Genomic DNA, 23,076 nt, shown 5'->3' on the forward strand with positions numbered 1-23,076 from the left:
GCAGTACCAGCGTTCGTGCAACCAGGGGCAAAGTAAATCTGAGAAATGATCGACAGAATTCCTTTGTCCGATGGTTGCTACTCGATTTTATTGTTATTTTGCATCTTACGATACAAAGTCATGCGAGAAATACCAGCCTTCTCGGCAGCATCAGTACGACTCAACCCTTGGTCCATAAGATACAAGGCATACTTAACCTTTTCCTCATCGGTTTTCGGTCTTCCAGGATATTTTCCTCGTTTCCTTGCAGCCAGAATCCCTTCTTTTGTCCGTTCAGAAGTTAAATCTCTCTCAAATTGAGCAATACCTGCAAAGATAGTAAACAACATTTTCCCATGTGCTGTTGTTGTATCAAGCCAGGATTCCTTTAAACTTTTTAAATGCGCTCCCTTTTGTGAGATGAGTTCTGTAATTTCAATAAGGTCTTTCGTAGAACGGGATAGACGAGTCAGATCCGTCACAACAACCGTATCGTTCATTCGCAAAAATTCCAACATACGATTCAACTCCGGTCGCTCTCGTTTTGTACCGGTTACTTTTTCAAAGAAAATGCGATCACACCCAAATTCTTCAAGTTGTTTCTTTTGGCGATCCAAATTTTGATCAAATGTAGAAACACGCATATAGCCAAACTTCATGTTCATCCTCTCCTCTATCAAATATTGTACCAAAATCCATTCGTGATAAATATTGTTACGAATAATATTGTTACATATTTTTGTTACGCTCATTAAACGAGTTAGCTAGACTAAAAGTTGATCATCACTACACGTAACAAAAATGTTCGTTTTTGTTACGTGTAGTACAAAAAAAGCTTATTATTAAAAGTAATAATGTTTATGATATTTATTTTATGTACTATTTGGGATTTATATAATAAATAGAAAAGATAAGACTGATTTCTCCAACACTAAGGTGAATTAGCCTTGTCTTTATATGTCCAGAGCAAAAACGTGAATTTAATACTTTAAGCAAATTTGAAATCTCTTAGCGTACAGAATATACGTCAATGTTATTTAATATTTGTTTTATTTAAGATAATCAATCAAAACATGCTGGTACTTTCCACTTTTAAGGTGCCTTTGTGGCAATTCTTCCGATTTTTCTATTGAAAGGTTAGTTAGTCCCTGGGTAGCAAAGTAATCTAATAGAGCTTCTCTAACATTTTCCCAAACTTGATCTCTAAGATTACCCTCGTCCACTTCTAAACGTACTGTTAATTTATCTGGTGCCGTTTGAATTAGTTGAAAACGCCTTACGCCTAGTATTTCCTCCACAATGGTTTTGAGAGCCAAGGGCAGAACATGAACGATTTGACCGTTGGAGCTAGAGAATTTGAAAATGTCATCCTTTCTCCCTTCGACTTGAACGACCGGGAATGGTCTCCCGCATTTGCATGGTTCTGGGGACATGATAACACGGTCAGTTAGTTCATAACGAATAAGAGGCTGTATTCTGTTGGCTAGATTTGTAATTAGAACCGAATGAGATTGCTTCCCTGGTGGCACAGGTTGGTAATATTCATCTACTGGTTCAAATATAATCCAATCTGTATTTACATGAAACTGACCTTCTTCACATTCGAAAGTCATGGCTGTTGCTTCTGTACCGCCGTAAAGATCTAGAACGCGAGCTTGGAAAACGGATCCTAGTTTCTCACGAACATTTGGATATAACTTTTCTCCCCCCAAAAGGATCGCTACAGGCTGAATATTTAACCGACCTGCTTTTTGTTCTTCTGCTAGAATTTCCATCGCTGTGGCATACCCTCCAATTAAAGCTGGTTGATACTCATTCAATTCTTTGACAAGCTTGGATAGGGGAGATTGGATAGAAAAAGCTCTTATTTTTCCGTTTGTCTGTTTTAAACGTAGGCGTTCAGCAGTGGAGAATGCTGTAAAATGCCCAGCTGTAGAGCATACCGCCGCATTTCGTCCGCCTTTGGCTGCCACTTTCAATATGTCACTCCATTTCAATTTTGTTGTTCCGCGAATCGCCATCAATGTTTTCATGATCGTATCTGAACCTTTATCCTGAATAAAGATTCCGGGTACCCCGGTTGACCCTGAAGTGGTCGATACCATATAGCGTCCTAAAAAAAGTTGTCCAACTAATGACATATCTGATACAAATTCTTTCACACTTTCGATGGTTACTTCTGGGTCAGTCACCCAATCATTAAAATTAGCCATGAGTTCTGATTTCGTGACTGGTGGGATTTGTTGTAAGCTTGTAATCTGTTCGGGCAACTCGCTGTATTTTTGTGCGTAATATGGAGCGTTTGATCGTGCAAAACTAATAAGTTCAGCTAAACGAGATTGTTGCCGAGAGGGAATGTCTTCTGGTTTACCTCGTTTAACCTTCCAGATATCCATAACTGCTTTTAAAGGTGAAATATTCTCCATGTATGTCATTCCCATCTCTCTGTTTTTAAAATTTTATTGTCAGAACTATTTACTTTTTACAATAAAATGGAAATTTGAAAATTACAGGTACTAAATATGAAAGAAGTCTGATAAAAAATCAAACAGCTTATGGCTTTAAAGCTTTATATGCCCTTAGTGTGCCCATGATAGTTGAAAATTGTCCAGTTTCTTCAATTAAAACAAATCCTGTTTCTTTTAATAGGTTAGGGATAATTCCTTTAACATGATTTGAAGTTGTTTCAAACCCATCTAAAAATTGAATAGGAAAAAATGCAACACGCATCAACCAATTTTGTGGCTTTTCAAAATCAATAATATGTAATTGGCCACCAGATTTGAGTGTCCGATAAACTTCTTCAAATGTTTTCTTTTTAATTTCTAGAGTTAAATGATGAATAAATAAACTTGTAAATATGTGATGAAATAGATTATTGGAAAAGGGAAGTTTATCAGAAAACCCTTCCTCAAAGGTAATATTATTAACTTGAGTTTCTTTAATTTTCTCCTTAGCAATTGATAATATTTTAGGATCAGCATCAACCCCAATTACTTGCACACCAGGTTGTGATTGCTGTATTAAAAGTGCCAGCGTACCTGTACCGCAAGCTAAAATCCATTATCGTTTCCTTTGGTTGGAGGTTTGCTTGCTTAACTAAATGCGTTTTAAACTTTTTTTCTTGCATTCCCCATTGAATTAACGGATCATAAAATCGAGTCATCCAATGATATTTTAGTGCAGGGATATAATCACCTTTCTTGTTTTTATCCATTAAACATGCATCCCTTCATTTATAATAACTTATGATGATTTTTGGATTACTTATAAACGACTTTTGTTAAGAGCTAATATAAAGTAACACGTGTATCTTACGATTTGTGACATAAAAGAATATGAAACGCTTCGCTTGTTTATTCAAGTAAATATTTGAATGTTGACATTAAAGCTTGCTCATTATAAGCTAGTCACATATTTTTAATGAGGTGGGAAAATTGTCATTAGTTGATAAAAATATAAAAGATACTCTAAAAGATGAATGTGAGATCTATTGTTATGACCCTATAAAAGTATCAAGGTTACAAGATTTGTTAAGTTCTAAAAGTACACTTCATCTATCAAAAAAATTTAAACTTCTTGCTGATGAGACACGATTAAAGATTATTCTTTCATTAGCTATAGAAGGGGAACTTTGTGTATGTGATGTGGCTAATATTATTCAGTCCTCTATAGCTACAGCTTCGTATCATTTGAGGTTTTTAAAACGCTCAGGTGTAGCTAACTATAGAAAGGAAGGTAAATTAGCATTTTACTATATCGATGATGAAATTTTTAAATCGATGGTTCTACTTTCTTTTCATCATAAGGAGAGTTGAATAAGAATAGAAATTCGGATATGTTTAAAATACATTTTCAAAAATACTTTCAATTTACATAAGTGGAGGGGATCTACAAGATTATTCCCCTCCAATAACATAGATAAAAATGAATTTAGATTTATCACATAAACTTTTAGTTAGCTTTAAAAGAATTTATTTCTTTATGCATAAGAGTGTAGACCAGCAATAATTAGATTAACGAAAATTAGGTTGAAAATAATAATTCCAAAACCTATTACTCCGAGCCATGCTGATTTTTCACCATGCCAACCTTTCGATAGGCGGAGGTGTAAATAAGCAGCATAAAATAACCATGTAATTAAGGCCCATACCTCCTTAGGATCCCATCCCCAGAAACGCGTCCACGCAATTTGAGCCCAAATCATCGCAAAAATGAGAGCACCCAAAGTGAATACCGGAAAACCTATTGCAACCGATCTGTATCCAATTTCATCAACCAAATCAAGTTTGATATTCTTTGTTAATGGCTGAAGCGCTGCAGCAATTCTTTTTCTTAAAATCAGCCTTAGAATCCCGTATAAAAATAAACCAGTAACAACAGACCAAATGACTGTGTTTAATTTTCCTGCTGCAATGATCGCTGGTACCTCAACAAGAGCTTCCATTTTACCTTTTGTAAGTAATTCACCTTGATTCGGTCCTACAATTGAAGGTAGATTATATGTCATTTCAACCTCTTGATCATTTTTATCAACCCATTTATAGACGGCTTCATACTCCATTCCTCTGAAAACACTTGTAATAATTACAAAAGCAAGTGTTGCCACAATCGTGTACATGACAACCTCTAGCCAAAAAGTTTCCTTTGAGCGTTTCGTCTGATCAACAGAACGAAGTAAATAAATGACACCTGCAATGAAACTACTGGCTAAAATTGCCGAACCTAGTGCCGTTGTTGTTACATGGATGGCAAGCCAATCCGTTTGCAATGCTGGTATTAAAGGAGAAATGTCTGTTGGGAACATGCTTGCATAAGCAATAATTAATAATGTAATTGGTAAAGTGAACAAACCTAAAATGGCTACTTTATATAAAAAATAAAGGATGATGAATGCTAATACAAACATCATAGAAAATGCCGTTATAAACTCGAACATATTGCTTACCGGTGCATGTCCAGAAGCAATCCATCTTGTGACAAAATAACCGAGATGAGTGATAAAGCCTAAAATGGTGACAGTTATTGCGAATTTCGCCCATTTGCTTGGCTTTTCGTATTGCTTTCTCTTATCTCGAATGGCTCCTCCAAATAGAAATGTTGCAATTAGATATAGTAAGAATGCTGCATACAGTAAGTTACTGCTAAGAGATACCACATCTTCTCCTCCTTTACGAATTTTGGACTTTCTCGTTTGTTTGATCGGTTAGTTCTTGAATGCAGGTTTCTTTTAAAAAACTGTTCATTTCATTTCGAATTCCGTACCAATTTTTATTTGTATGTCCCGCAATTAATATGCTTTCACCATTCCGTCTAATCCATATACGCCTATGATTCCAATACATACCTTGAATAACTCCAATCATGAAAATAGCTCCTCCTAGACCAAGAAACCATAACGTATGATCTTTCCGAACTGTAAGGGCTGACAGGTTTTTCGTTTCTACACCTTCAAATTTCATTTTTAATTGATTTTCCCCGTCTGGTTCAATTGTTTTTTGAATGGCAACAAAGCTTTTTTCACCTTGTGGATTCTCAGGGGATATCATGTTAAATACAAATGCTGGATTGTCGGGAACTCGGTTTTTTGTATCAGGTATACCTTCATTATTAAAATAAAAGTTAGGTAAATAAGTTGTAATTTTAACTCTATACCCATTACCTAAATCATACTCCTTCTTTGGTTCCAGCAAATCTACTGTTATCTGACCAAAACTTTTTTCTGTCACTTTATCTACTAAACTAAAAATAAACTTATTTAGCTCATTTAATTTATAAGACGTTTGATAAAAAGCATATGAATCATGTTTTAAGGGGTAATTAACTCTGATTTGTTCATCTTTTATTTTCTTAAGTTCAGGTTCTGCCCCGTGAATTATTTCACCTTTTCGCTCATACAAAGTAACATTTGTTTGAAAGTTTTTGACGATACTTCCATCTCCAACTCGTGAAAGAGTATTTGCGAAAACTTTATCTTCTTGTTCTTTTTGATAGGTTTCCATAATAAACTTGTCACTGCTTAAATAGTATTTTCCATTGGTTCCTGGAATAATAGCTGTTTCACCGTCACGAATCCAAAGCATTTCATCTACGTACATTCCTGGAACAAATCTCAGCATCCCCCCAATTAGGAAGATAATAAGTCCGATATGGTTTACATAAGGGCCCCATCGTGAAAACCGATCTTTCTCGGCTAGAATATTTCCATTTTCTTTACGAACACGGTAACGTTTTTTCTCCAATTTGGATATTACGGAATCTAGCTGTTCATCAATATTCTCTTCCACATTTGTTTCACTAAAGAGGCGTTGTCTGCGCATGAAGCTTTCATGACGTGTAATCCCTTGTTTTTTTAAAGCGCGATACAATGGAATAAACCGATCCAAACTTGCGATTACAAGTGAAACTCCAAGAGATGCTATTAATAAAAAATACCACCATGAACCATACAGATTGTGAAAACCTAATTCATAATACATTTGTCCAAGAAATCCATATTCATCTTTATAAAACTCTTGTGGGACAACAGTTGGGGGAATATACATCTCTTGAGGAAAAATTGTTCCAATTGCGGAAGCAATTAAAAGAAGAACAATTATCCAAACCCCTACTTTAACGGATGAGAAAAAGTTCCAAATTTTATCGACAACTGACTTTTTATACGTTTGTGACCGCCTTGCACTTCCTTCATAACACATATCAAATGATTTGTTTGGTGTATCCTCCTGAAATTGTTTCCCACATGATTCACAAAGTACTGTTCCATGTGGATTGGCATGACCACATTCACATTCTACATGTTTCATCACAAAAACTCCTAACGATTTATTACTTTATTCAATGGCAAGAACACTAGCAATACACAGTAACGCTTCATACTAAAAAATACCGAGCTGTAAAAGAATAGAAATCGTAATCTTTTAGCAAAAATCCACCCGTGAGAAAGACAGCTGTAATGGCTTTCCACACCTAAATGTTCTATGGGCTTGCCAAAACTTATGTAGTACAGTAGCTAACATTGTAATCCTTAAACAAAAGAATTCAAGATGCACTTATCTCACTTCCTCCTTATTTCTAGTTAACTCGAGGAAAATAGTGGATGGATATAGTACATTTTTTATTTCTCAGAATTGTACTAGAACACAACATTTAATCTAGAGCTTTTAATTCTGATTAATGCATTGCGTACAAAAAGGAGCAGAGAAGTTTTAAAATCCCCTGCTCGCTATAAGATCTATCAACTAGCATTCAAAATTTTTATTATTCTAACTAAAAATTCAACTCAGAAGGATGATTTTGAATAAAGCGATGTCCCGATAGAATATACATCTGTTATGATTCATGATTGATTTACACTACGAATTACTTTTACAATTAGAATCTATCCCGTAAGATCTACAATTGGATTCTACTTTTATCAAAATCTCCTTTCAATTCCTTTGTAAAAGGTATAATTAAGTAAGGGTAATATACACTTGATATTAGCCTTTGCTAATATATATGTCAAATGAAAATATATACTTTTCTCTTTCAATCATTTATCCCGACACACTTTGTTAACATTTAATCCTAATGCCAATGATATTCCCCTTTTTTCAGATTTACATCCTCAACCTATAGCTATGCGCTAGGTAATCAAAAGTAATTACCTAAATATACATATTATTAATAACGGTTAAACCTATATTCAAATTAATAACTTTCCTTTTATATTAACTATATCGAATCGCTTCAATTTATATTGAATGAGCCCTTCGTTTACTTCCATTCCATGCACTTATAAAAAACAAAATAGGCAACAAAACACTTAACATTAGGGCTTAGGATTTCCCAAATATGTGGTGTATCAAAAGCTCCTATAAAGCTAGCATATCTCCTATTACATGCGAAAAGGCGACGTATATTTAAATTATCGTATGTATCTCCTTTAGTTTTTGATATCTATTCAACATTAAAGCTAAAGCTTCAATTCCTTCCGAAACTTGTAATGTGGCGTAAAAATTAATGTGTAAGGAAATATCAAAATAAAGTGTATGATCATGACCCAAGAAAGTTTTTACCTAGCAACATTCTTTTTTGTTATCCCCTTAATTTTCCACGGATTCTTAAGTTAAGGATAAAATAATGTATTCATGATTTACAAGATATGAATTATTCAACTGTTATTTTTTAGAATAAAAAGAATTCAATGATTGACTTACAAATTAGTATTCACTAATATATATAATACACAGTATTATATTACTAATAACTAATTTGATGGAGGTGCAGTACAGGATGGCTACTGTTGATATAAATTTGAAAACCAAATTTATTCGGGGTTTTGCTGATAAAACAAGGCTTCTAATTTTGGAATGCATAAAAGATAAGGAAAAAACCGTTTCCGAAATTGTTGAAGAGATTAATGGAAATCAATCTAATGTTTCTCAGCACTTAGCATGTTTAAAAGGGTGCGGTATTATCGTTGGTCGTCAGCAAGGTAAATACATGTACTATTCGTTAAGAAATAATAAAATGAAACAATTGTTAAATATGTTTGATGAAGTCTTGAGCATTGTAGAACAGGATATAGAGCAATGTGAAATTAATCCAGCACGGATATCAGATGAAGGGTGAGAGAAATGGCTGAAGAAGAAATTACAAAATCAAAAATTTGTTGTTCAGATAATGGATGTTCAGAAACAAAAGAAGTTACCATCCCTCTTACCTTAGAAAATCCTAAAAAGGATTCATGCTACAAAGATGGATCTTGTGAAATTAATGGAACTACATCGGCTGAAAAAGAAGAAGTGGTTCAGTCATCTTGTTGTAAAGATGACCAATGTCCAAATAATGAAAAAGGACCTGATATTCAGGAATACGAAGTTATGAAGACTTCTACGTGCTGTAGTGATAAAGAATGCTATTCTACAGAGGAAAATCCACAACCTTCTACAACTGCAAAATCGTTAGAGAAACTTGAATACCAAGTCAAAGGAATGGATTGCCCGTCATGCGCAGTAACGATTGAGAAAAGTCTTTCAAAAATTGAGGGAATCGAAAATGTTAAAGTAAATTATAGTGCAGGAAAAATGCAGGTAGAAACTAGCCTCCCTTCTCTAGGCGATAAAATTGAAAAACAAGTAGAAAAGTTAGGGTTTCAGACTGAAATAAATCAACGAAAAAATAATAACGTTCAAATTTTTAAAGTAGAAGGAATGGATTGCGGTGCTTGCGCAGCAACAATCGAAAAACACCTTAGAAAGAATCCAGCAGTTAAAGAAGTTAGTGTAAACTTTTCAACTGGAAAAATGCAGATAATTCATGAATCGAATAATAATGAGATTATTAAAGAAGTTGAAAGGGCTGGTTTCAAAGCATCCCCAACCTTAAAGAACAATTCAACTGAAAAAGAAAGTAATAAAGGTGCACCATTAACGACCATTTCCGGTCTTCTGTTAGCATTTGGCTTTTTTGGATCCTATGCTGATGTTTCACCAATGCTAATTACACTATTATACGCAGCAACTATTGTTATTGGTGGATACAAGCCAGCAAGAAGTGCCTTTTATGCGATAAAAAGTCTTTCGTTAGATATGAATGTTTTAATGTCAGTTGCGGCCATTGGAGCAGCACTTATTGGAGAATGGTTTGAAGGTGCTACTGTGGTATGGTTATTTGCATTAGGTAATACACTCCAAAATAAATCGATTGAGCGAACAAGAGAATCAATTCGTAGTTTAATGGATCTTGCACCTTCTGAAGCCTTGATGAAACTAGGAGATCAATTGATAAGAAAGCCTGTAGAAGAGATATCAGTAGATGATATCATCATCGTTAAACCGGGAGAGAAGATTCCGTTAGATGGAGATATTATTGCTGGTGTTTCAAGTGTTAATCAGGCTCCAATTACAGGTGAGTCTATTCCCGTTGATAAAGAAGTTGGTGATTCGGTATTTGCCGGTACGGTAAACGAAAGTGGTTCACTAGAGGTAAAAGTAACGAAATTAGTTGAAGATACAGCTATTGCTAAGATTATTCACCTTGTAGAAGAAGCACAAGAAAAGAAAGCTCCTACACAAGCCTTTGTTGACCGTTTTGCAAGCGTCTATACGCCAATTGTCTTTGCATTAGCGTTACTCATAATGATAGTACCCCCATTATTAGGTTTCGGAACATGGGCTGAGTGGGCTTATAAAGGATTAGCGCTATTGGTTGTCGCTTGTCCATGTGCCTTAGTGATATCAACCCCTGTAGCTATCGTTTCAGCAATTGGAAATGCAGCAAAAAATGGTGTTTTAATCAAAGGTGGTACATTCTTAGAGAAAGCAGGAGCTATTAATGCCATTGCATTCGATAAGACGGGAACCTTAACCGAAGGTAAACCAAGGGTTTCACAAATTATTCCTCTAAAGGGGAGTGAAAATGAATTACTTGCCATTGCCCGTACTATTGAGGAACATTCGAATCACCCTATTGCAAAAGCGATAACAGCTTATGCAGATGAAAAAGATATACAAGTGATGAAAGGTGATTCCTTTAGAGCAATCGTAGGTAAAGGTGCCCAAGCGACTATAAACGGTACCGAATATTTTGCTGGAAACCCTAAATTATACTATGATTTCAATTTATCTCTTACGGGGATTGAAGAAGAAATTAAACGATTACAGCAAGAAGGAAATACTCTTGTTCTTGTTGGTACTCGTTCAGAAGTTTTAGGAGTCATTGCCGTTTCAGATGCAATTCGAAATATCACTGTTAAAGCCATTGAGAAATTGAAACAAGTTGGCGTAAAAGAAATGGTGATGTTAACCGGAGACAATGAAGGAACTGCGAAAAAAATCGCTTCACAAACGGGAGTTGATCGTTATTTTGCAGAATTGTTACCTGAAGATAAAGTAACGGCTGTACAAAAACTTCAACAAGAAGGAAAACGTGTAGCCATGGTTGGTGATGGTATTAATGATGCACCAGCCCTCGCAACAGCAGACTTAGGGATAGCTATGGGGGGAGCCGGTACGGATACTGCCATGGAAACAGCTGATATTGTGTTAATGGCCGATAATTTAGAAAAACTCCCTCATACGATTCGACTAAGTAGAAAAGCCTTGACGATTATTAAGCAAAATGTATGGTTTTCTCTTCTTACAAAGTTTATTGCGTTACTTTTAATCTTCCCTGGGTACCTCACTCTATGGATGGCGGTTCTAAGTGATACAGGAGCAGCTTTGATTGTTATTTTAAATAGCATGAGACTATTAAGACAGAAATAACCAGATAGGGAGTGTAATCCCTATCTTTTTTATAATGAGATACCATACAAATTAAAGGTTTCTAATTTTTGTTTAAGAAAAGTGATTTTCTGGGGATATATTCATTTATTATCATTGTCCAATAACTTAATTTACTTCATATCAATTTACTAAGATGGTTGTTGGTTATTTTTAGAGAAAATAAGGTACTTGAGGCACAACTAATTCTGAAGTAGCTGGAGGTTTTTATTTGACTATAAATAAGATATTAATGTTTTACTTTTGTTGATTATTGGAGCGTTTTTGGGAGTTAAAGGAATGTGTTGAGTTCAAAGAACAATATGCATTCATCTTTTTATTTTGAAAAACAAGATTAAAGTTAAAATTTTAATTTACCAAGAAGCTGTTTGCTTTAAATGTGCATGGGGTATACAAAAAGACATATTTATACGAGTTGGGAACCAATATTAAAGAAGCTCATTCGGTTCACTAAGAGATTGTCTTTATTATTTTACAATTGTCTCAAGTTTTGCACAAAAAGGCAGTCAGTTTTGTGGTGAGCTTTGTGAAGCTTGTGGGGATGTTTGTATGTCTAGTGCAGGACTCTATGAATGTATTAGCGAAAGTGCAAAACAATGTGCTAAGGTATGTCTATGTTGTGCAGAAGCTTTAACTAGAAAAAACTAGCTAGCCTAAATAATACGATTTAGGCCGTTTATCTCTTGAATAATTAAGTCAAATAAATCAAATTATTGGCGACAATCCCCCCTCTATTCCCATTTATAGTAAATTAAAAATACATAATTAGATTTCAAAAGGTTATTTAACTTTTTAAAATATTTCATATATTTTCTTAATAGATTTTATATTATTTTCTAAAATATCAACATTACTTATATATAACATTATAACTCAATTTATAGGACTTTGAATACTTTCCTAGTTTTTATAATAATATGGCTCAATATGTATGTGTACGCTTTTTATATTGTACCTGTCTCGAAGGTTTTGTTCAATTTTGTCGCTTATATTATGGCTTTCAATAACTGTGAGAGTTGATTTAACGTAGACAATTGCATCTACAGTAGTTTGACTACCGTATACCCGAGCCTTTATATCCTTAACGAACTTTACTCCAGGTGTATTTTTAATTAGTTCTTCTATCTCTTTTAGCTTCTCAGCATCGTAGCCGTCTGTTAGCTCATGAACTGCTTCCTTAAAAATGTCCCAAGCAGTATGACAAATAATAAAACCAACTATTGCAGCTGTAACAGAATCTAGAAAGACCCACCCTAAATATGCCCCAACAATTCCAATAAATGCACCGAAACTAACTAAAGCATCTGAACGGTTATCCTGAGCAGTTGCATAAAGTGCCTTACTTTCATGCTCTATGGACAATTTTCTGTTGTATCTATATACTAAGTACATAAATACAGCACTCAATAAAGCGATAAATCCAGTAAATAATTCTGGTTTATTATCTGTGGGTGAGAAATAATTGTTAAAAGCTTCTATAACAACCTGTAGTCCCACCATAAAAATAATTATAGCAGCTATTAGTGAGGAGATTGTTTCTGCTTTTGTATGACCATATTTATGATTCTCATCCGCAGGCTTTTGTGCAAACCTTAAACCAATTAAAACAGTTGCTGATGCTATAATATCCGTTAAATTGTTTAACCCATCAGCTTTTAATGCGTTTGAATTCCCAGTATAACCTGCGATTAATTTAATTCCTGACAGAATGATATAAGCTAAAATACTTATCCATACGCCTCTTTCAGCTTTCTTTAAATTATTATCGATCATGTTATCCCCCTATTAAGGCTTCATTAAAAATTATACAGGCTATATATAGTAATTAACTTATTCAGGTATTTTTATAAAGTATAATTAAATTCAAATTAAATTTCAAAAATTCATGACATATGCAATGTCAGTAATATGTGGGACATTGCGTTGTTAAATACTTTTTAACTTTATAGGTAGTCTAATTGCACTTCATATCTAAACTACCTATTTTACTGCATTTTTAAATTTTGCACTTGAAAACCGAACCTGTTACTAAATAGACAGCTATTTTAAAAATTTCTTATATTTATCATCAGTCTTAGATCAAGCACTTCCCTTTTTTAACAATAGAGAATTAATTGAGTGTCATTTTCTAAATAAACACTACATTTTACCCCCGGTCACCGTTTTCTTTATAACATATACAGAACTGTCATATTATTACTATGGTTTGTAAATACTCCACAGACACGTTTTTCAAGCAACGCTTTATTTATAAATAAAAGCATGGAAGATCATTTAATTAGTTAGGCTCCACATAGACATGGACGTCATAAACACCGTGATCATTCTTATGTCTTTTTCGTTAGTAAAATAAAAAGGTTAGTGGAACTTTCAATCTAGATGTCCCACTAACCTTTTATTAATATTACAGATAAAAATTAAAAACCTTAATACTCATATGAAAGTCTTCAATTACTTCCTATCTTCAATCATTATCGTTAGGCTTATTAAGGTTACTAATATTGTTGCACCCATATCTGAAAGAATTGCAATCCATAATGTAAGCAGACCTGGAATCGTTAACAGTAAAGCAATTAGTTTGAGTCCTAAGGCTAATGTTATATTTAATTTAATAATTTTATTAACCTTTTTTGCAATTCTTACTGCGGATGGAAGTTTCCCTAGATGATCCTGCATTAATACAATATCAGCCGTTTCAATCGCACTATCTGTCCCTTTCCCCATTGCAATCCCCAGATCAGCTGTTGCTAGGGCGGGAGCATCATTAATACCATCTCCTATCATAGCAACTTTACCACTTTTAGTTAGTTCTTTTATTTTAGTAACTTTTTCATCAGGTAAAAGACTCGCATAATATTTTGTTAGGCCTATTTGCTTTGCTACTTTTTCTGCAGTCTTGGTATGGTCCCCTGTTAACATAACAGTATTTTTAATTCCTGCTAAATAAAGTTCTCCTATAATATCCTTACTTTCTTGTCTAATTTCATCTATAATCCCAAATAACCCTAACACTTTTTCATTATTTGCAACTATCACAAGTGTATACCCATCATTTTTTAGTGAACTAATATTTTCTGATACTTCAGCAGGGAGAATAAAGTTAATACTTTTTTCATTACCTACTTTATATTCAACCCCATTAATGACTGCTGCTACACCTTGCCCAGAAATAGTATTGATTTCTTCTGGATCAGTATAAGAAACATTTAAATCACTTAACTTATCCATTATGGCATTTGCTATCGGATGAGAAGAAGACTTCTCTATAGATCCTGCAATATGAAAAAATTCCCCTTCGTCATATACAACCGTTTTTTCTACATAAGGATGACCTTTCGTTAAGGTACCAGTCTTATCAAATGCTATCGTATCAATTTTCCCAAGTTGTTCAAGAAAAACTCCACCCTTCACAAGGATTCCGTTCTTGGCATTGTGAGCTATACCAGAAACAATTGCAATCGGGGAAGATAAAATTAAGGCACATGGACAGCCTACAATCAGAACAGCTAAACCCTGGTAGAACCATGATCCCCAGTCCCCATTAAATAAAAGTGGTGGTACTAGCATTACTAATGCTGAAATCACCATGATAATTGGTGTATAATATTTTGCAAAACGATTTATAAATTGTTCTGTAGGTGTTTTTGTTTCTTGAGCTTCTTCTACCAAATGTAGTATCTTAGCCAAAGAAGAATCCTTATATTCTTTCGTTATTCTTACTTTTAAAACACCTTCATTATTAATGCTTCCACCAAAAACTTTTTCATTCGTTTCTTTTTCAACCGGCATTGATTCTCCGGTAATAGCTGCTTCATTTACTGAACTTTTACCTGATTCAACGATCCCATCCGAAGGAATCTTTTGTCCAGATTTAACAAGGACCAAGTTACCTTCTTTAAGCGTATCAATTGCCACGATTCGCTCTTGACCATTATCGATCAAGGTCGCTTCTTTAGGAGCTACCTTTAGTAGTTCTTCCATTGATTTTCTAGCTTTTTCCATTCCTAATCCTTCAAGTAGTTCATTTACTCCAAATAGAATAGCTACTAACGTTCCTTCTTTCCATTCTCCAATTGAGAATGCACCTACTAAGGCAATCGTCATTAATGTATCAATATTAAATTTTAATTTGAAAAGATTTTTTGCACCTTTTATAAAGGTAGGATATCCACTGGCAGCTGCAGCAACCAAATACATGATAATAGGCACGATATTATCAAGTTGGGTATCGGCATAAATAGCTGCTAAGAAAATAAATGTTGACGAGGCAAGTAACATTATCATACGCTTACTATTTGTGTGGGAATGATCATGACCGTGATTATGACCAGAACTTGAGTTTTCATGATGGTTTTCTCTTAAGATAACCGCTCCATCAGAGGATAATATTTTCTCAACTTTTTGGATATCAACTTGATCATTTAAAATAAGTTTGCTGCTATTGTATAGAATTCTTGAGCCTTGGCCACCCTCCAATTTATTTATTTCATCCTCCATTTCCCTTGCACAGTTTCCACAAGAGAGACCTTTTAGTTTATGTTCGGACATTAAAGTTCCTCCTTACCAGCCTTGTTCATTATAGTTTTCTACCTGATGACTATGTTATGACCATTAATTATTCAAGGTTTACTATCAGAATAGATATAAATTAAGGTATTTCAGATTATTATCACCCTAACCAGTTCTAATCCAATATATGATAATGTGTTCATGTATTATAAATTAATAATAAAAAAATATTCCGTTTGTGTCAAACAGAATATACACAATGGTACCTACCTTAAAAGGAGAAATGGTGAATCCTAGGGGTCTTCAGGAGAACTTAGTAAAGCACCTACTTAAAGAGAACGTATTGTTCACATAGATTATTTATCTATAATAAGCATAGGTTTACCTAGTGTAGCGTGCTAACATGTTTGTCAGACCTCCCAGGTATGCATTTGCTGCCATTATTTCCGCTTCATACCCTACTGTGACTGCTAGAATAAAGTATACAAGTTTTGCTTGATTTGATGAAACACTTATTTACCCAAATATACCAGCAATGAATATTACTCCTCCCCTGTAAAATGAATAATAGTTTCATTACTTACAGTGGGGGTCAGAAAAGGTGGATAAGTGGGAAATGTACATGGAAATAAGACAATTATTAAAACAAGGATTTAGTCAAACTAAAATAGCTGAAAAGTTAGGGATTTCAAGGTCAACAGTTTACAGACATTTGAAGAAATCACCTTCGGAGATGGCTGATTGGGTAGAATCTCTTAAGAATAAAAAGAGAATACTAGATCCCAATAAAGAGCTGATACTATCTTGGTTGAGGATGCATCCGGATATGTCAGCTGCACAAGTGTATGATTGGCTTCTGGAGAAATATGAAGATATAAATATTGGGGAGAGTACAGTTAGAAGTTATGTAAAGGATCTTAGAGAAGAATACCAGATAAAAAAAGAAACGTCTCCTCGAATGTATGAGGCAATCCCCGATCCCCCGATGGGCGAACAAATGCAGGTAGACTTCGGACATACAAGGCAACAGACAGCTGATAATAAGGAGATTAAGCTAACCTTTATAGCCTTTGTCCTCTCCCACTCTAGACAAAAATATAAAGAGTGGTTGGATAGACCTTTTACAACACAGGATGTAATTAGAGCGCATGAGAATGCATTCAAGTGGTACGGTGGAATGACCAATGAGATTGTGTATGATCAAGATAGTTTAATTGTAGTTAGTGAAAATGGTGGAGATTTAATTTTAACAAAAGAGTTTCAAAATTATAGGGAATCTAGGGGTTTGAACCTTCGTGTTTGTCGCAAAGCTGACCCAGAAAGTAAAGGAAGAATAGAAAATGTTGTAGGATTCATAAAACAAAACTTTGCCAAACATAGAGTATTCCATAACATTGATTCCTGGAACGAACAAGGTTGGGAATGGCTAAACAGAACTGGGAACTTTAAGGTACACAACACAACAAAAAAAAGACCGTTTGAAGTGTTTCTCCTCGAAAAGCAACACTTAAAGCCGGTCTCCAAAAAAATAGATATTCAAAATAACTATGATACAAGTATAGCAAGGTGTGTCCATAAGGACAATACAATTCGTTTCGGTTCAAATCGGTACTCTCTTCCACTTGGCACATACAACAAATTGGATAAAGTATGTATCAAGGAAACGGAGAATAAAGAACTGATTATTTATATCCCTGATACTGGCGAAATCATTGCAAAACATATGATTCCAAATGGCAAAGGCCAATTAGTAAAAGATAGAAAACATAGTAGAGACCGTACAAAAGGAGTCGAAGCATATATTAGCACAGTGGCCGAGGAATTTGAAGATAAAGAACGAGCCTATCAATATTTAGAGAAGGTTAGAGAGAAAAATCCTCGTTACATTAAAGACCAACTGCAAATTATCTTGCGTGAAGCAAAAGAAAGCAATAGCGAAGTACTAACCAAGGCGTTAGCAGAGTGCGTAAAAAGGAAACTATTTAGTGCAACAGATTTTAGCGATATCGTTGCATATGTGAAACGTCAACGCCAGATAAATGAAACAGTTATAGAAAACAAAATAGAAATCAAACCTTTGAACAAGCTGTCTGAATGGGTTTTAGAAACAGATGCACACAAAAGAAAAGTAGATTCTTACACGGTGTTAATGGAGGTAAAATAAGATGAGTCAACTTCAACAAATACAAGACATAATGAAAGCATTAAGACTCGTTGAAACTGCCAAACACCTACCCCATTTGATCAGAGAAGCTGAGCAAAAGGACCAATCATTCACTCAATTTTTATTAGATGTAACAACCTATGAGCAAGCTCGAAGAGAGGAAAAGCAATTAAATAATCGCTTAAAGTGGGCTACCTTTCCTTTTAGTAAAACACTCGAGGAATTCAATTTGAAAGAACAGAAGTCTTTAAGTAATAAACAATTAAATAGATTAAGAGACTTAACTTGGGTTGAACAGTTATACAATTTAATATTACTAGGACCGCCTGGTGTAGGCAAAACGCACCTGGCGGTCGGGCTAGGTATAGAGGCAATAAACCAAGGATACAAAGCTATTTTTACTTCAATGGGAGACCTAGTTCATAATCTGAAAACGGAAGAATTCACGCGCAAATCTAAAGCAAGAATGAAGAGAATTAGAGAAGCAGATTTAGTTATCATAGATGACTTGATGTTCATGGCAATGGATCAACAAGAAGCAAATATGTTTTTCCATTTAATAAACGATTTATATAACCAATCGTCCATTATTCTAACTTCTAACAAGGCTCCAAAAGAATGGGGAGAATTATTAGGAGATCAAGCTATAACAACAGCTATTCTAGATAGAATTCTGCATCGAGTAGAGATTATTCATTTAAATGAAGATAGTTATCGTATGAAGCATCGTTCTACCATATTTGGGGAACAAAGTGTTTCAAATTAATGAGCAAAAATTGTGTCATTCTACTTGACGGTCACACCTACTTTCATTATCCATTATCATAATAAATAGGAACCTCAAATAAAAGTTCATCCTTAAATAGAACAGACAACTTGCTGACTATTCTAGGCACTTGTTCAGGGGTTTTCCACTCTTTTCTTGGTTCTATCAACTTTATTTTAACATGAAGATTTTCTACTTCTTCTTTTGTAAATGGATAATAAAGGTTTCGATTAATAAAGACCTTTTGTTTATAATAGGGATTATTTATTCCTTTTAGCCATCCTTTTTCTTTTATTGTATATTTATATAGGAAAACCAATGGGTGGTTTTGACTAGAAGATCATTTTATATTGAATTAACAGAATTACGCATCTGACTTTTTTTATCATTTTCTTCAAACCTTTTATTTTTTTGTTTTTTTATCACTTCTGTATGCTTAAAAATGAACACAAAGGCACAATAAGTACAGTTATATGTACTAGTCATACTTCTCGTGTTTCTATTTCCGTAATTGATTAACATTGATTACTCACTAACTTTCGTTTTTCATATCGCTTACATTATTTTCATTTACCCCCTCCTCTTATTAAGAAACATTATATTTTGTGAAACACCTGTTCTTTAAATCTAAGAATCTATTAAACCTACGTATATTTATTATTTTCATTGGTTATCCTCTTAGTGAGGAGTTGAGAACAATGAAAAAATCAAATCTTGTATTTTTGTTATGTAGTATTTTTGTAATATCGGTTTTTATAAAAGAAGCTAAAGCGTTTTTAAATTATAATAATGAATTAATGCAAATAACAGAGATTGCTAAACAGCATAATATAGAAATAGATAAATGGTCTATGTATATAAAAGAACCTATCACAGAATATACCAATACAATTGATATAAACAAAAGAATAAAGGAAATCAAAAGTGTAGAAAGAGAATTCAAATGGACAAAAACGCAATTTAAGGAAGGCCATTATAAAATTATTGGCGAAAGAGAATCATCAAATTTGGATATCAATGAAAAAATCCTTATTATATACTTCCCTCTGAAAGATAAATACAATTTAAGTATTACTTACGATATAAAAGGTAGTAACTGGGACAAAAAAAAGTGGTCTAATATCTCAACTCTATATAAGTCAAAGATAGAGAACGGTTCTGTGTATTATACGATTGAAGGTACTACGAGGATAAATGAACCTATATATGAAGAAGCTACAAACCTATTAAAGAGTTTCTCCGGTGAAAAGCTACAAAGTCTTAACGAAAAAAACTTCGTATCAGTATCTGCATACACTGATCGTTGGAACACAAAACTTCCTCTTGGAAATAATCAATTTATGAACTTACATATTGTATACAGAAACTCAAATGACTCTAATGAAAATATAAAAGTGACTATTGGTACCCCTATTATAACTTCTGAATATTAATAACTACTTTTTAAGGCCAATAACCGCCGTACCTTAAAGTTTAATACTGTTACTTGGAGTGTACATTAGTTCAGTATTTTTTGAATTCATGTTTATCTTTTTGAAAATATTAATGAAGGTCTATCAATAAAAAAGGAGTAATATAATGGAAAATTGGTTTTCAATCATTCCGTTTATCGTTGCTTTAGTTGTAGCTATGTTGACCCGTCAGGTGTTAGTAGGCTTAACATTGGGACTTTTCGTTGGTTCATATTCATTCCAACCAGGGGTTTTTAAAAGAAAATGAGCGATTATATCTTTAGCGCCCTTGTAGACAGGGGAAATCTTCTTATTATCGTTTTCCTTTTCGTTTTTGGTGGACTTGTTGGCATGATGCATGTTACTGGAGGCATTAAAGAATTTGCGAATGTAGTAAAAAAAGCGTATTAAAACTGAGAAAAGTGCTTTGATCGTTACATGGGCAACTGTTCTTGTTTCTTTTATGGATTGTGAATTTAGAGTTATGACTACTGAACCAGTTATGAAGTCCGTGAAGAATAATATTGACGTGACGAGGTCAAAACTTGCTTATGCCAAGGGGAATAGGTACATAGAGATAGTATTGAAAGTGAATTGGAAAAAATTTCAACCAAAAGATTTAAATCTTATAATTCCCCTACTCTTACTTTTAACCAGCACTTTTATCTCATTTGGCAAGATGGACTTAGTAAGGGAGCAATTTCATTTATAGATGCCGTACAACAAGCAGATGCAACTCAAGCCATGTTAATTGCTTTTTTTGCCACCGTTATTTTTGCCTTAATCTTATACCTCTTTCATAAAGAAAAGATTTCAGAGCTAATGTTTCACGGTGGAAACCAGTTAATGATGGCAATTATATTATTAGTTCTTGTTTGGGCGCTAGCAGATTTGGCAGATGACCTTGGTTTTTCTAAATTTATTACAGGAACGGCAGGAAAATTTATACCAAAAACCTTAGTTCCAGTAACAATTTTTTTGCTCGGGTCTTTATTGGTTATTTTATAGGTTCATCTTGTGGTACATGGAGATTACTCATGCCTTTAGCAGTATCGTTAGCCCAAGCAACGGGAGCTTCATTACCTTTAACGGTGGGAACAGTATTTGCGGCTGGTTTCATTTGGAGAATTCACCTCCCCCTTAGGAGAAACCACGGTGACGACTGCATCGTTTTTTGATTTACCTGTTGTAAACTACGCTAAAGCCAAAATTGCGCCATCGATTAAGGCGGTAGGAATCTCATCTATATTATTTGTAATTGCTGTATTATTTTCCAATGTCCTACAAGATAAAAACTCATTTTTGACTAGACTTAAGATGCAAATCGGTTGGTCTATAAAATAGTACCTGAATTTTGTAATATATCAGATAACGTAATAAAACCAGCATATCACACTATCTATGCTGGCTTTATTTATTAATAATTATCCATATTTTCTAAACTACTCATTAGTTTCCGAGTTTTAATTGTTAAGCTTATTAGGAAAAACATTGGAAATCATAGTGAATATACAACCTAATACGTTCCAATAACCGCTAATATTGCCGAAATAATTACCAATGTAAAAAACACTACAGCTTTTCTCATCTTCACCAAAAAGAACCTCCTATAAAACTGTGAATTGTGAATGGTAGACATAAACAAACTCTGATGTACAAACAGCTATATGAGTTACAAGATAAAAAGGATGTATGATAACAAACTTTATACATATTGAAGTAAGTATTTATTCTTTCCCCAAGTAACTATTTTTCATTATATTTTTTTCATCGTTTGTCTGACATCTCTAATTAAAATGCGTATACCTATAAGATTTAGAATTAAACCTATACAAGCAAATAGAACAATTATTGGTATCATTTTTTCTCCACATTGTTTTTAATATCTACGAAAAAGAACTAGTATTAATCATGAATTGTGTTAAGAAATCATTCATGTAAGAACATATGTATTTCGATTACAGATCTTCAATAGATCTTACCACTTTAATGACAATAGAATTTTTTCTTTTATGTAGTTACTATCCTCTTATAAATTAATCACCACATTAACCAAGTATTATAGCTTTTCAATTTGTTTTAAACGTTCTAACCTCACTTTGTCCTCTTCTATAGTTCTAATCTTTTCCTCTCGAACCCATTTAAAGAAAACTCTTGTTAATACGAAACCATAAATTACCTCCTGCATGACCTTCATAACAATGCCTCCAGATTGCTGATCATCAAGAAGAGATACTCCATAAAGTCTAGGTAAATCAATATATGATTGATATAAAATATCCTTTGAAAAAATAATTAAAGCACACGCTGGTGTTAGCAAGATACCCATTCCAAATAAATATGCTATTTTATGCAATGGCTTTAACTCATTCATACCATGTATTGGTGATAGAACTGGCCACCACATTAAAAAAGCAATAGGAAACAAGATTAAAATCGACAAATTCATCCATAACATATTAGACATAATAGCATCAAAAATAAATGGAATATGATAGAAAGAGAACAAAACATTAAATAAAAAAATCGCAATTAAAGGTTTGGTAAAAAATGTAACACCCTTTCGTAATAGATCTATTTTTAGCACTGAGCTAACTAACCACGATGGTAAACCTACCAATACCAAAGGAGGAACAGCTAAATAAATAATTGATTGCTGTGCCATATGAATTAGAAATAAAGAATGTCCAAGTTGATTTAAGGGTGTCCCCTTTGCAAGAAAAAATAGAAATACTCCAAAAAGAAAGGAAAACTTTTTGGTCCTATTGACCGGATATGACTCATCCCATTTTTTTCTACCTTGTCCTGTAATGTATAAATAACAACCCGCTAACACTAAAAGAATCAGAAATAAAAACGGGTTCCAGCCTGTTAGGAAATTCACTTGTCCTGTGTGTTCCATATTAGACATTCTATGTTACAACTCCTTTATCATAA

Annotated in this window: 19 protein-coding genes and 1 pseudogene; 10 read left to right on the plus strand and 10 right to left on the minus strand. The window is 33.8% G+C overall.

Annotated features, from left to right (window positions below):
• Positions 1–77 precede the first annotated feature (77 nt).
• The 4 genes from LPC09_RS25950 to LPC09_RS25965 form a co-directional block, all read right to left on the minus strand.
• Positions 78–638, minus strand: a complete 561-nt coding sequence (locus tag LPC09_RS25950) for a recombinase family protein (RefSeq protein ID WP_098796766.1) — start codon at positions 636–638, stop codon at positions 78–80.
• A 390-nt stretch (positions 639–1,028) separates the two neighbouring features.
• Entirely contained in the window at positions 1,029–2,405 is a 1,377-nt protein-coding gene (locus tag LPC09_RS25955) for a phenylacetate--CoA ligase family protein (protein WP_098796763.1), read from the minus strand.
• A gap of 127 nt (positions 2,406–2,532) precedes the next feature.
• The gene (locus tag LPC09_RS25960; protein ID WP_231309848.1) at positions 2,533–2,982 is read right to left on the minus strand and encodes a class I SAM-dependent methyltransferase; all 450 of its coding nucleotides are present in this window, start codon (positions 2,980–2,982) and stop codon (positions 2,533–2,535) included.
• Positions 2,963–3,196: a hypothetical protein gene (locus tag LPC09_RS25965; protein WP_231309849.1), complete on the minus strand. Its 234-nt coding sequence runs from the start codon at positions 3,194–3,196 to the stop codon at positions 2,963–2,965. The genes LPC09_RS25960 and LPC09_RS25965 overlap by 20 nt, the downstream gene beginning before the upstream one ends.
• A 220-nt stretch (positions 3,197–3,416) precedes the next feature.
• Between LPC09_RS25965 and LPC09_RS25970 the strand changes: the two genes are divergently transcribed.
• Positions 3,417–3,797: an ArsR/SmtB family transcription factor gene (locus LPC09_RS25970; protein ID WP_082138369.1), complete on the plus strand. Its 381-nt coding sequence runs from the start codon at positions 3,417–3,419 to the stop codon at positions 3,795–3,797.
• A 164-nt stretch (positions 3,798–3,961) separates the two neighbouring features.
• Here the strand turns inward: LPC09_RS25970 and ccsB are convergent, their stop codons facing one another.
• Positions 3,962–5,137, minus strand: a complete 1,176-nt coding sequence (ccsB, locus tag LPC09_RS25975) for a c-type cytochrome biogenesis protein CcsB (protein WP_231309850.1) — start codon at positions 5,135–5,137, stop codon at positions 3,962–3,964.
• 13 nt (positions 5,138–5,150) lie between these two features.
• Positions 5,151–6,785 (minus strand): cytochrome c biogenesis protein ResB, encoded by a 1,635-nt coding sequence (resB, locus tag LPC09_RS25980; protein WP_098796526.1) that lies wholly within the window; start codon positions 6,783–6,785, stop codon positions 5,151–5,153.
• 1,471 nt (positions 6,786–8,256) lie between these two features.
• On the opposite strand from resB, the gene LPC09_RS25985 reads away from it, so the two are divergent.
• Both LPC09_RS25985 and LPC09_RS25990 read left to right on the plus strand, forming a co-directional pair.
• A complete protein-coding gene (locus tag LPC09_RS25985) occupies positions 8,257–8,595 on the plus strand; it encodes an ArsR/SmtB family transcription factor (RefSeq protein WP_098796527.1) in 339 nt (112 codons plus the stop codon).
• 5 nt (positions 8,596–8,600) lie between these two features.
• The gene (locus LPC09_RS25990) at positions 8,601–11,231 is read left to right on the plus strand and encodes a heavy metal translocating P-type ATPase (RefSeq protein WP_098796528.1); all 2,631 of its coding nucleotides are present in this window, start codon (positions 8,601–8,603) and stop codon (positions 11,229–11,231) included.
• 918 nt (positions 11,232–12,149) lie between these two features.
• Here the strand turns inward: LPC09_RS25990 and LPC09_RS25995 are convergent.
• Together LPC09_RS25995 and LPC09_RS26000 are read right to left on the minus strand one after the other, a co-directional pair.
• A complete protein-coding gene (locus LPC09_RS25995) occupies positions 12,150–13,022 on the minus strand; it encodes a cation diffusion facilitator family transporter (protein ID WP_098796529.1) in 873 nt (290 codons plus the stop codon).
• 678 nt (positions 13,023–13,700) lie between these two features.
• A complete protein-coding gene (locus LPC09_RS26000) occupies positions 13,701–15,797 on the minus strand; it encodes a heavy metal translocating P-type ATPase (protein WP_098796530.1) in 2,097 nt (698 codons plus the stop codon).
• A gap of 562 nt (positions 15,798–16,359) precedes the next feature.
• Between LPC09_RS26000 and istA the strand changes: the two genes are divergently transcribed.
• Together istA and istB are read left to right on the plus strand one after the other, a co-directional pair.
• Positions 16,360–17,922, plus strand: a complete 1,563-nt coding sequence (gene istA / locus LPC09_RS26005; RefSeq protein WP_098799615.1) for an IS21 family transposase — start codon at positions 16,360–16,362, stop codon at positions 17,920–17,922.
• A gap of 1 nt (position 17,923) precedes the next feature.
• Positions 17,924–18,688, plus strand: a complete 765-nt coding sequence (gene istB, locus LPC09_RS26010; protein WP_098799614.1) for an IS21-like element helper ATPase IstB — start codon at positions 17,924–17,926, stop codon at positions 18,686–18,688.
• A gap of 46 nt (positions 18,689–18,734) precedes the next feature.
• Here the strand turns inward: istB and LPC09_RS27710 are convergent, their stop codons facing one another.
• Complete coding sequence (locus tag LPC09_RS27710; protein WP_098796531.1) at positions 18,735–19,007, minus strand: hypothetical protein; 273 nt, start codon at positions 19,005–19,007, stop codon at positions 18,735–18,737.
• 379 nt (positions 19,008–19,386) lie between these two features.
• Here LPC09_RS27710 and LPC09_RS26015 point away from each other — a divergent pair, with 379 nt between their 5' ends.
• The 5 genes and pseudogenes from LPC09_RS26015 (at position 19,387) to LPC09_RS26035 (ending at position 21,483) form a co-directional block, all read left to right on the plus strand.
• A complete protein-coding gene (locus LPC09_RS26015) occupies positions 19,387–20,121 on the plus strand; it encodes a YwmB family TATA-box binding protein (protein ID WP_098796532.1) in 735 nt (244 codons plus the stop codon).
• Between the two features lie 145 nt (positions 20,122–20,266).
• Positions 20,267–20,407, plus strand: coding sequence for a hypothetical protein (locus tag LPC09_RS26020; protein ID WP_176551031.1), 141 nt, complete (start codon positions 20,267–20,269; stop codon positions 20,405–20,407).
• Positions 20,404–20,550, plus strand: a complete 147-nt coding sequence (locus LPC09_RS26025; protein WP_176551032.1) for a hypothetical protein — start codon at positions 20,404–20,406, stop codon at positions 20,548–20,550. The genes LPC09_RS26020 and LPC09_RS26025 overlap by 4 nt, the downstream gene beginning before the upstream one ends.
• A gap of 183 nt (positions 20,551–20,733) precedes the next feature.
• A pseudogene (locus LPC09_RS26030) lies at positions 20,734–21,317 on the plus strand (Na+/H+ antiporter NhaC family protein).
• The gene (locus LPC09_RS26035; RefSeq protein ID WP_098796534.1) at positions 21,295–21,483 is read left to right on the plus strand and encodes a hypothetical protein; all 189 of its coding nucleotides are present in this window, start codon (positions 21,295–21,297) and stop codon (positions 21,481–21,483) included. The pseudogene LPC09_RS26030 and the gene LPC09_RS26035 overlap by 23 nt, the downstream one beginning before the upstream one ends.
• A 715-nt stretch (positions 21,484–22,198) precedes the next feature.
• Here the strand turns inward: LPC09_RS26035 and LPC09_RS26040 are convergent.
• Positions 22,199–23,050, minus strand: a complete 852-nt coding sequence (locus LPC09_RS26040; RefSeq protein WP_098796535.1) for a cytochrome c oxidase assembly protein — start codon at positions 23,048–23,050, stop codon at positions 22,199–22,201.
• Positions 23,051–23,076 lie beyond the last annotated feature (26 nt).

Origin of the sequence: Metabacillus sp. B2-18 (assembly GCF_021117275.1) — a bacterium.
In the GTDB taxonomy this organism is placed as follows: Bacteria; Bacillota; Bacilli; order Bacillales; family Bacillaceae; genus Metabacillus.

What these genes read in the sequence shown, in the direction of transcription:
- LPC09_RS25950 (WP_098796766.1), bottom strand. Translation starts at nt 638, where the DNA reads ATGAAGTTTGGCTATATGCGTGTTTCTACATTTGATCAAAATTTGGAT.
- LPC09_RS25955 (WP_098796763.1), bottom strand. Translation starts at nt 2,405, where the DNA reads ATGGAGAATATTTCACCTTTAAAAGCAGTTATGGATATCTGGAAGGTT.
- LPC09_RS25965 (WP_231309849.1), bottom strand. Translation starts at nt 3,196, where the DNA reads ATGGATAAAAACAAGAAAGGTGATTATATCCCTGCACTAAAATATCAT.
- resB (WP_098796526.1), bottom strand. Translation starts at nt 6,785, where the DNA reads ATGAAACATGTAGAATGTGAATGTGGTCATGCCAATCCACATGGAACA.
- LPC09_RS25985 (WP_098796527.1), top strand. Translation starts at nt 8,257, where the DNA reads ATGGCTACTGTTGATATAAATTTGAAAACCAAATTTATTCGGGGTTTT.
- LPC09_RS25990 (WP_098796528.1), top strand. Translation starts at nt 8,601, where the DNA reads ATGGCTGAAGAAGAAATTACAAAATCAAAAATTTGTTGTTCAGATAAT.
- LPC09_RS25995 (WP_098796529.1), bottom strand. Translation starts at nt 13,022, where the DNA reads ATGATCGATAATAATTTAAAGAAAGCTGAAAGAGGCGTATGGATAAGT.
- LPC09_RS26000 (WP_098796530.1), bottom strand. Translation starts at nt 15,797, where the DNA reads ATGTCCGAACATAAACTAAAAGGTCTCTCTTGTGGAAACTGTGCAAGG.
- istB (WP_098799614.1), top strand. Translation starts at nt 17,924, where the DNA reads ATGAGTCAACTTCAACAAATACAAGACATAATGAAAGCATTAAGACTC.
- LPC09_RS26015 (WP_098796532.1), top strand. Translation starts at nt 19,387, where the DNA reads ATGAAAAAATCAAATCTTGTATTTTTGTTATGTAGTATTTTTGTAATA.
- LPC09_RS26020 (WP_176551031.1), top strand. Translation starts at nt 20,267, where the DNA reads ATGGAAAATTGGTTTTCAATCATTCCGTTTATCGTTGCTTTAGTTGTA.
- LPC09_RS26025 (WP_176551032.1), top strand. Translation starts at nt 20,404, where the DNA reads ATGAGCGATTATATCTTTAGCGCCCTTGTAGACAGGGGAAATCTTCTT.
- LPC09_RS26040 (WP_098796535.1), bottom strand. Translation starts at nt 23,050, where the DNA reads ATGTCTAATATGGAACACACAGGACAAGTGAATTTCCTAACAGGCTGG.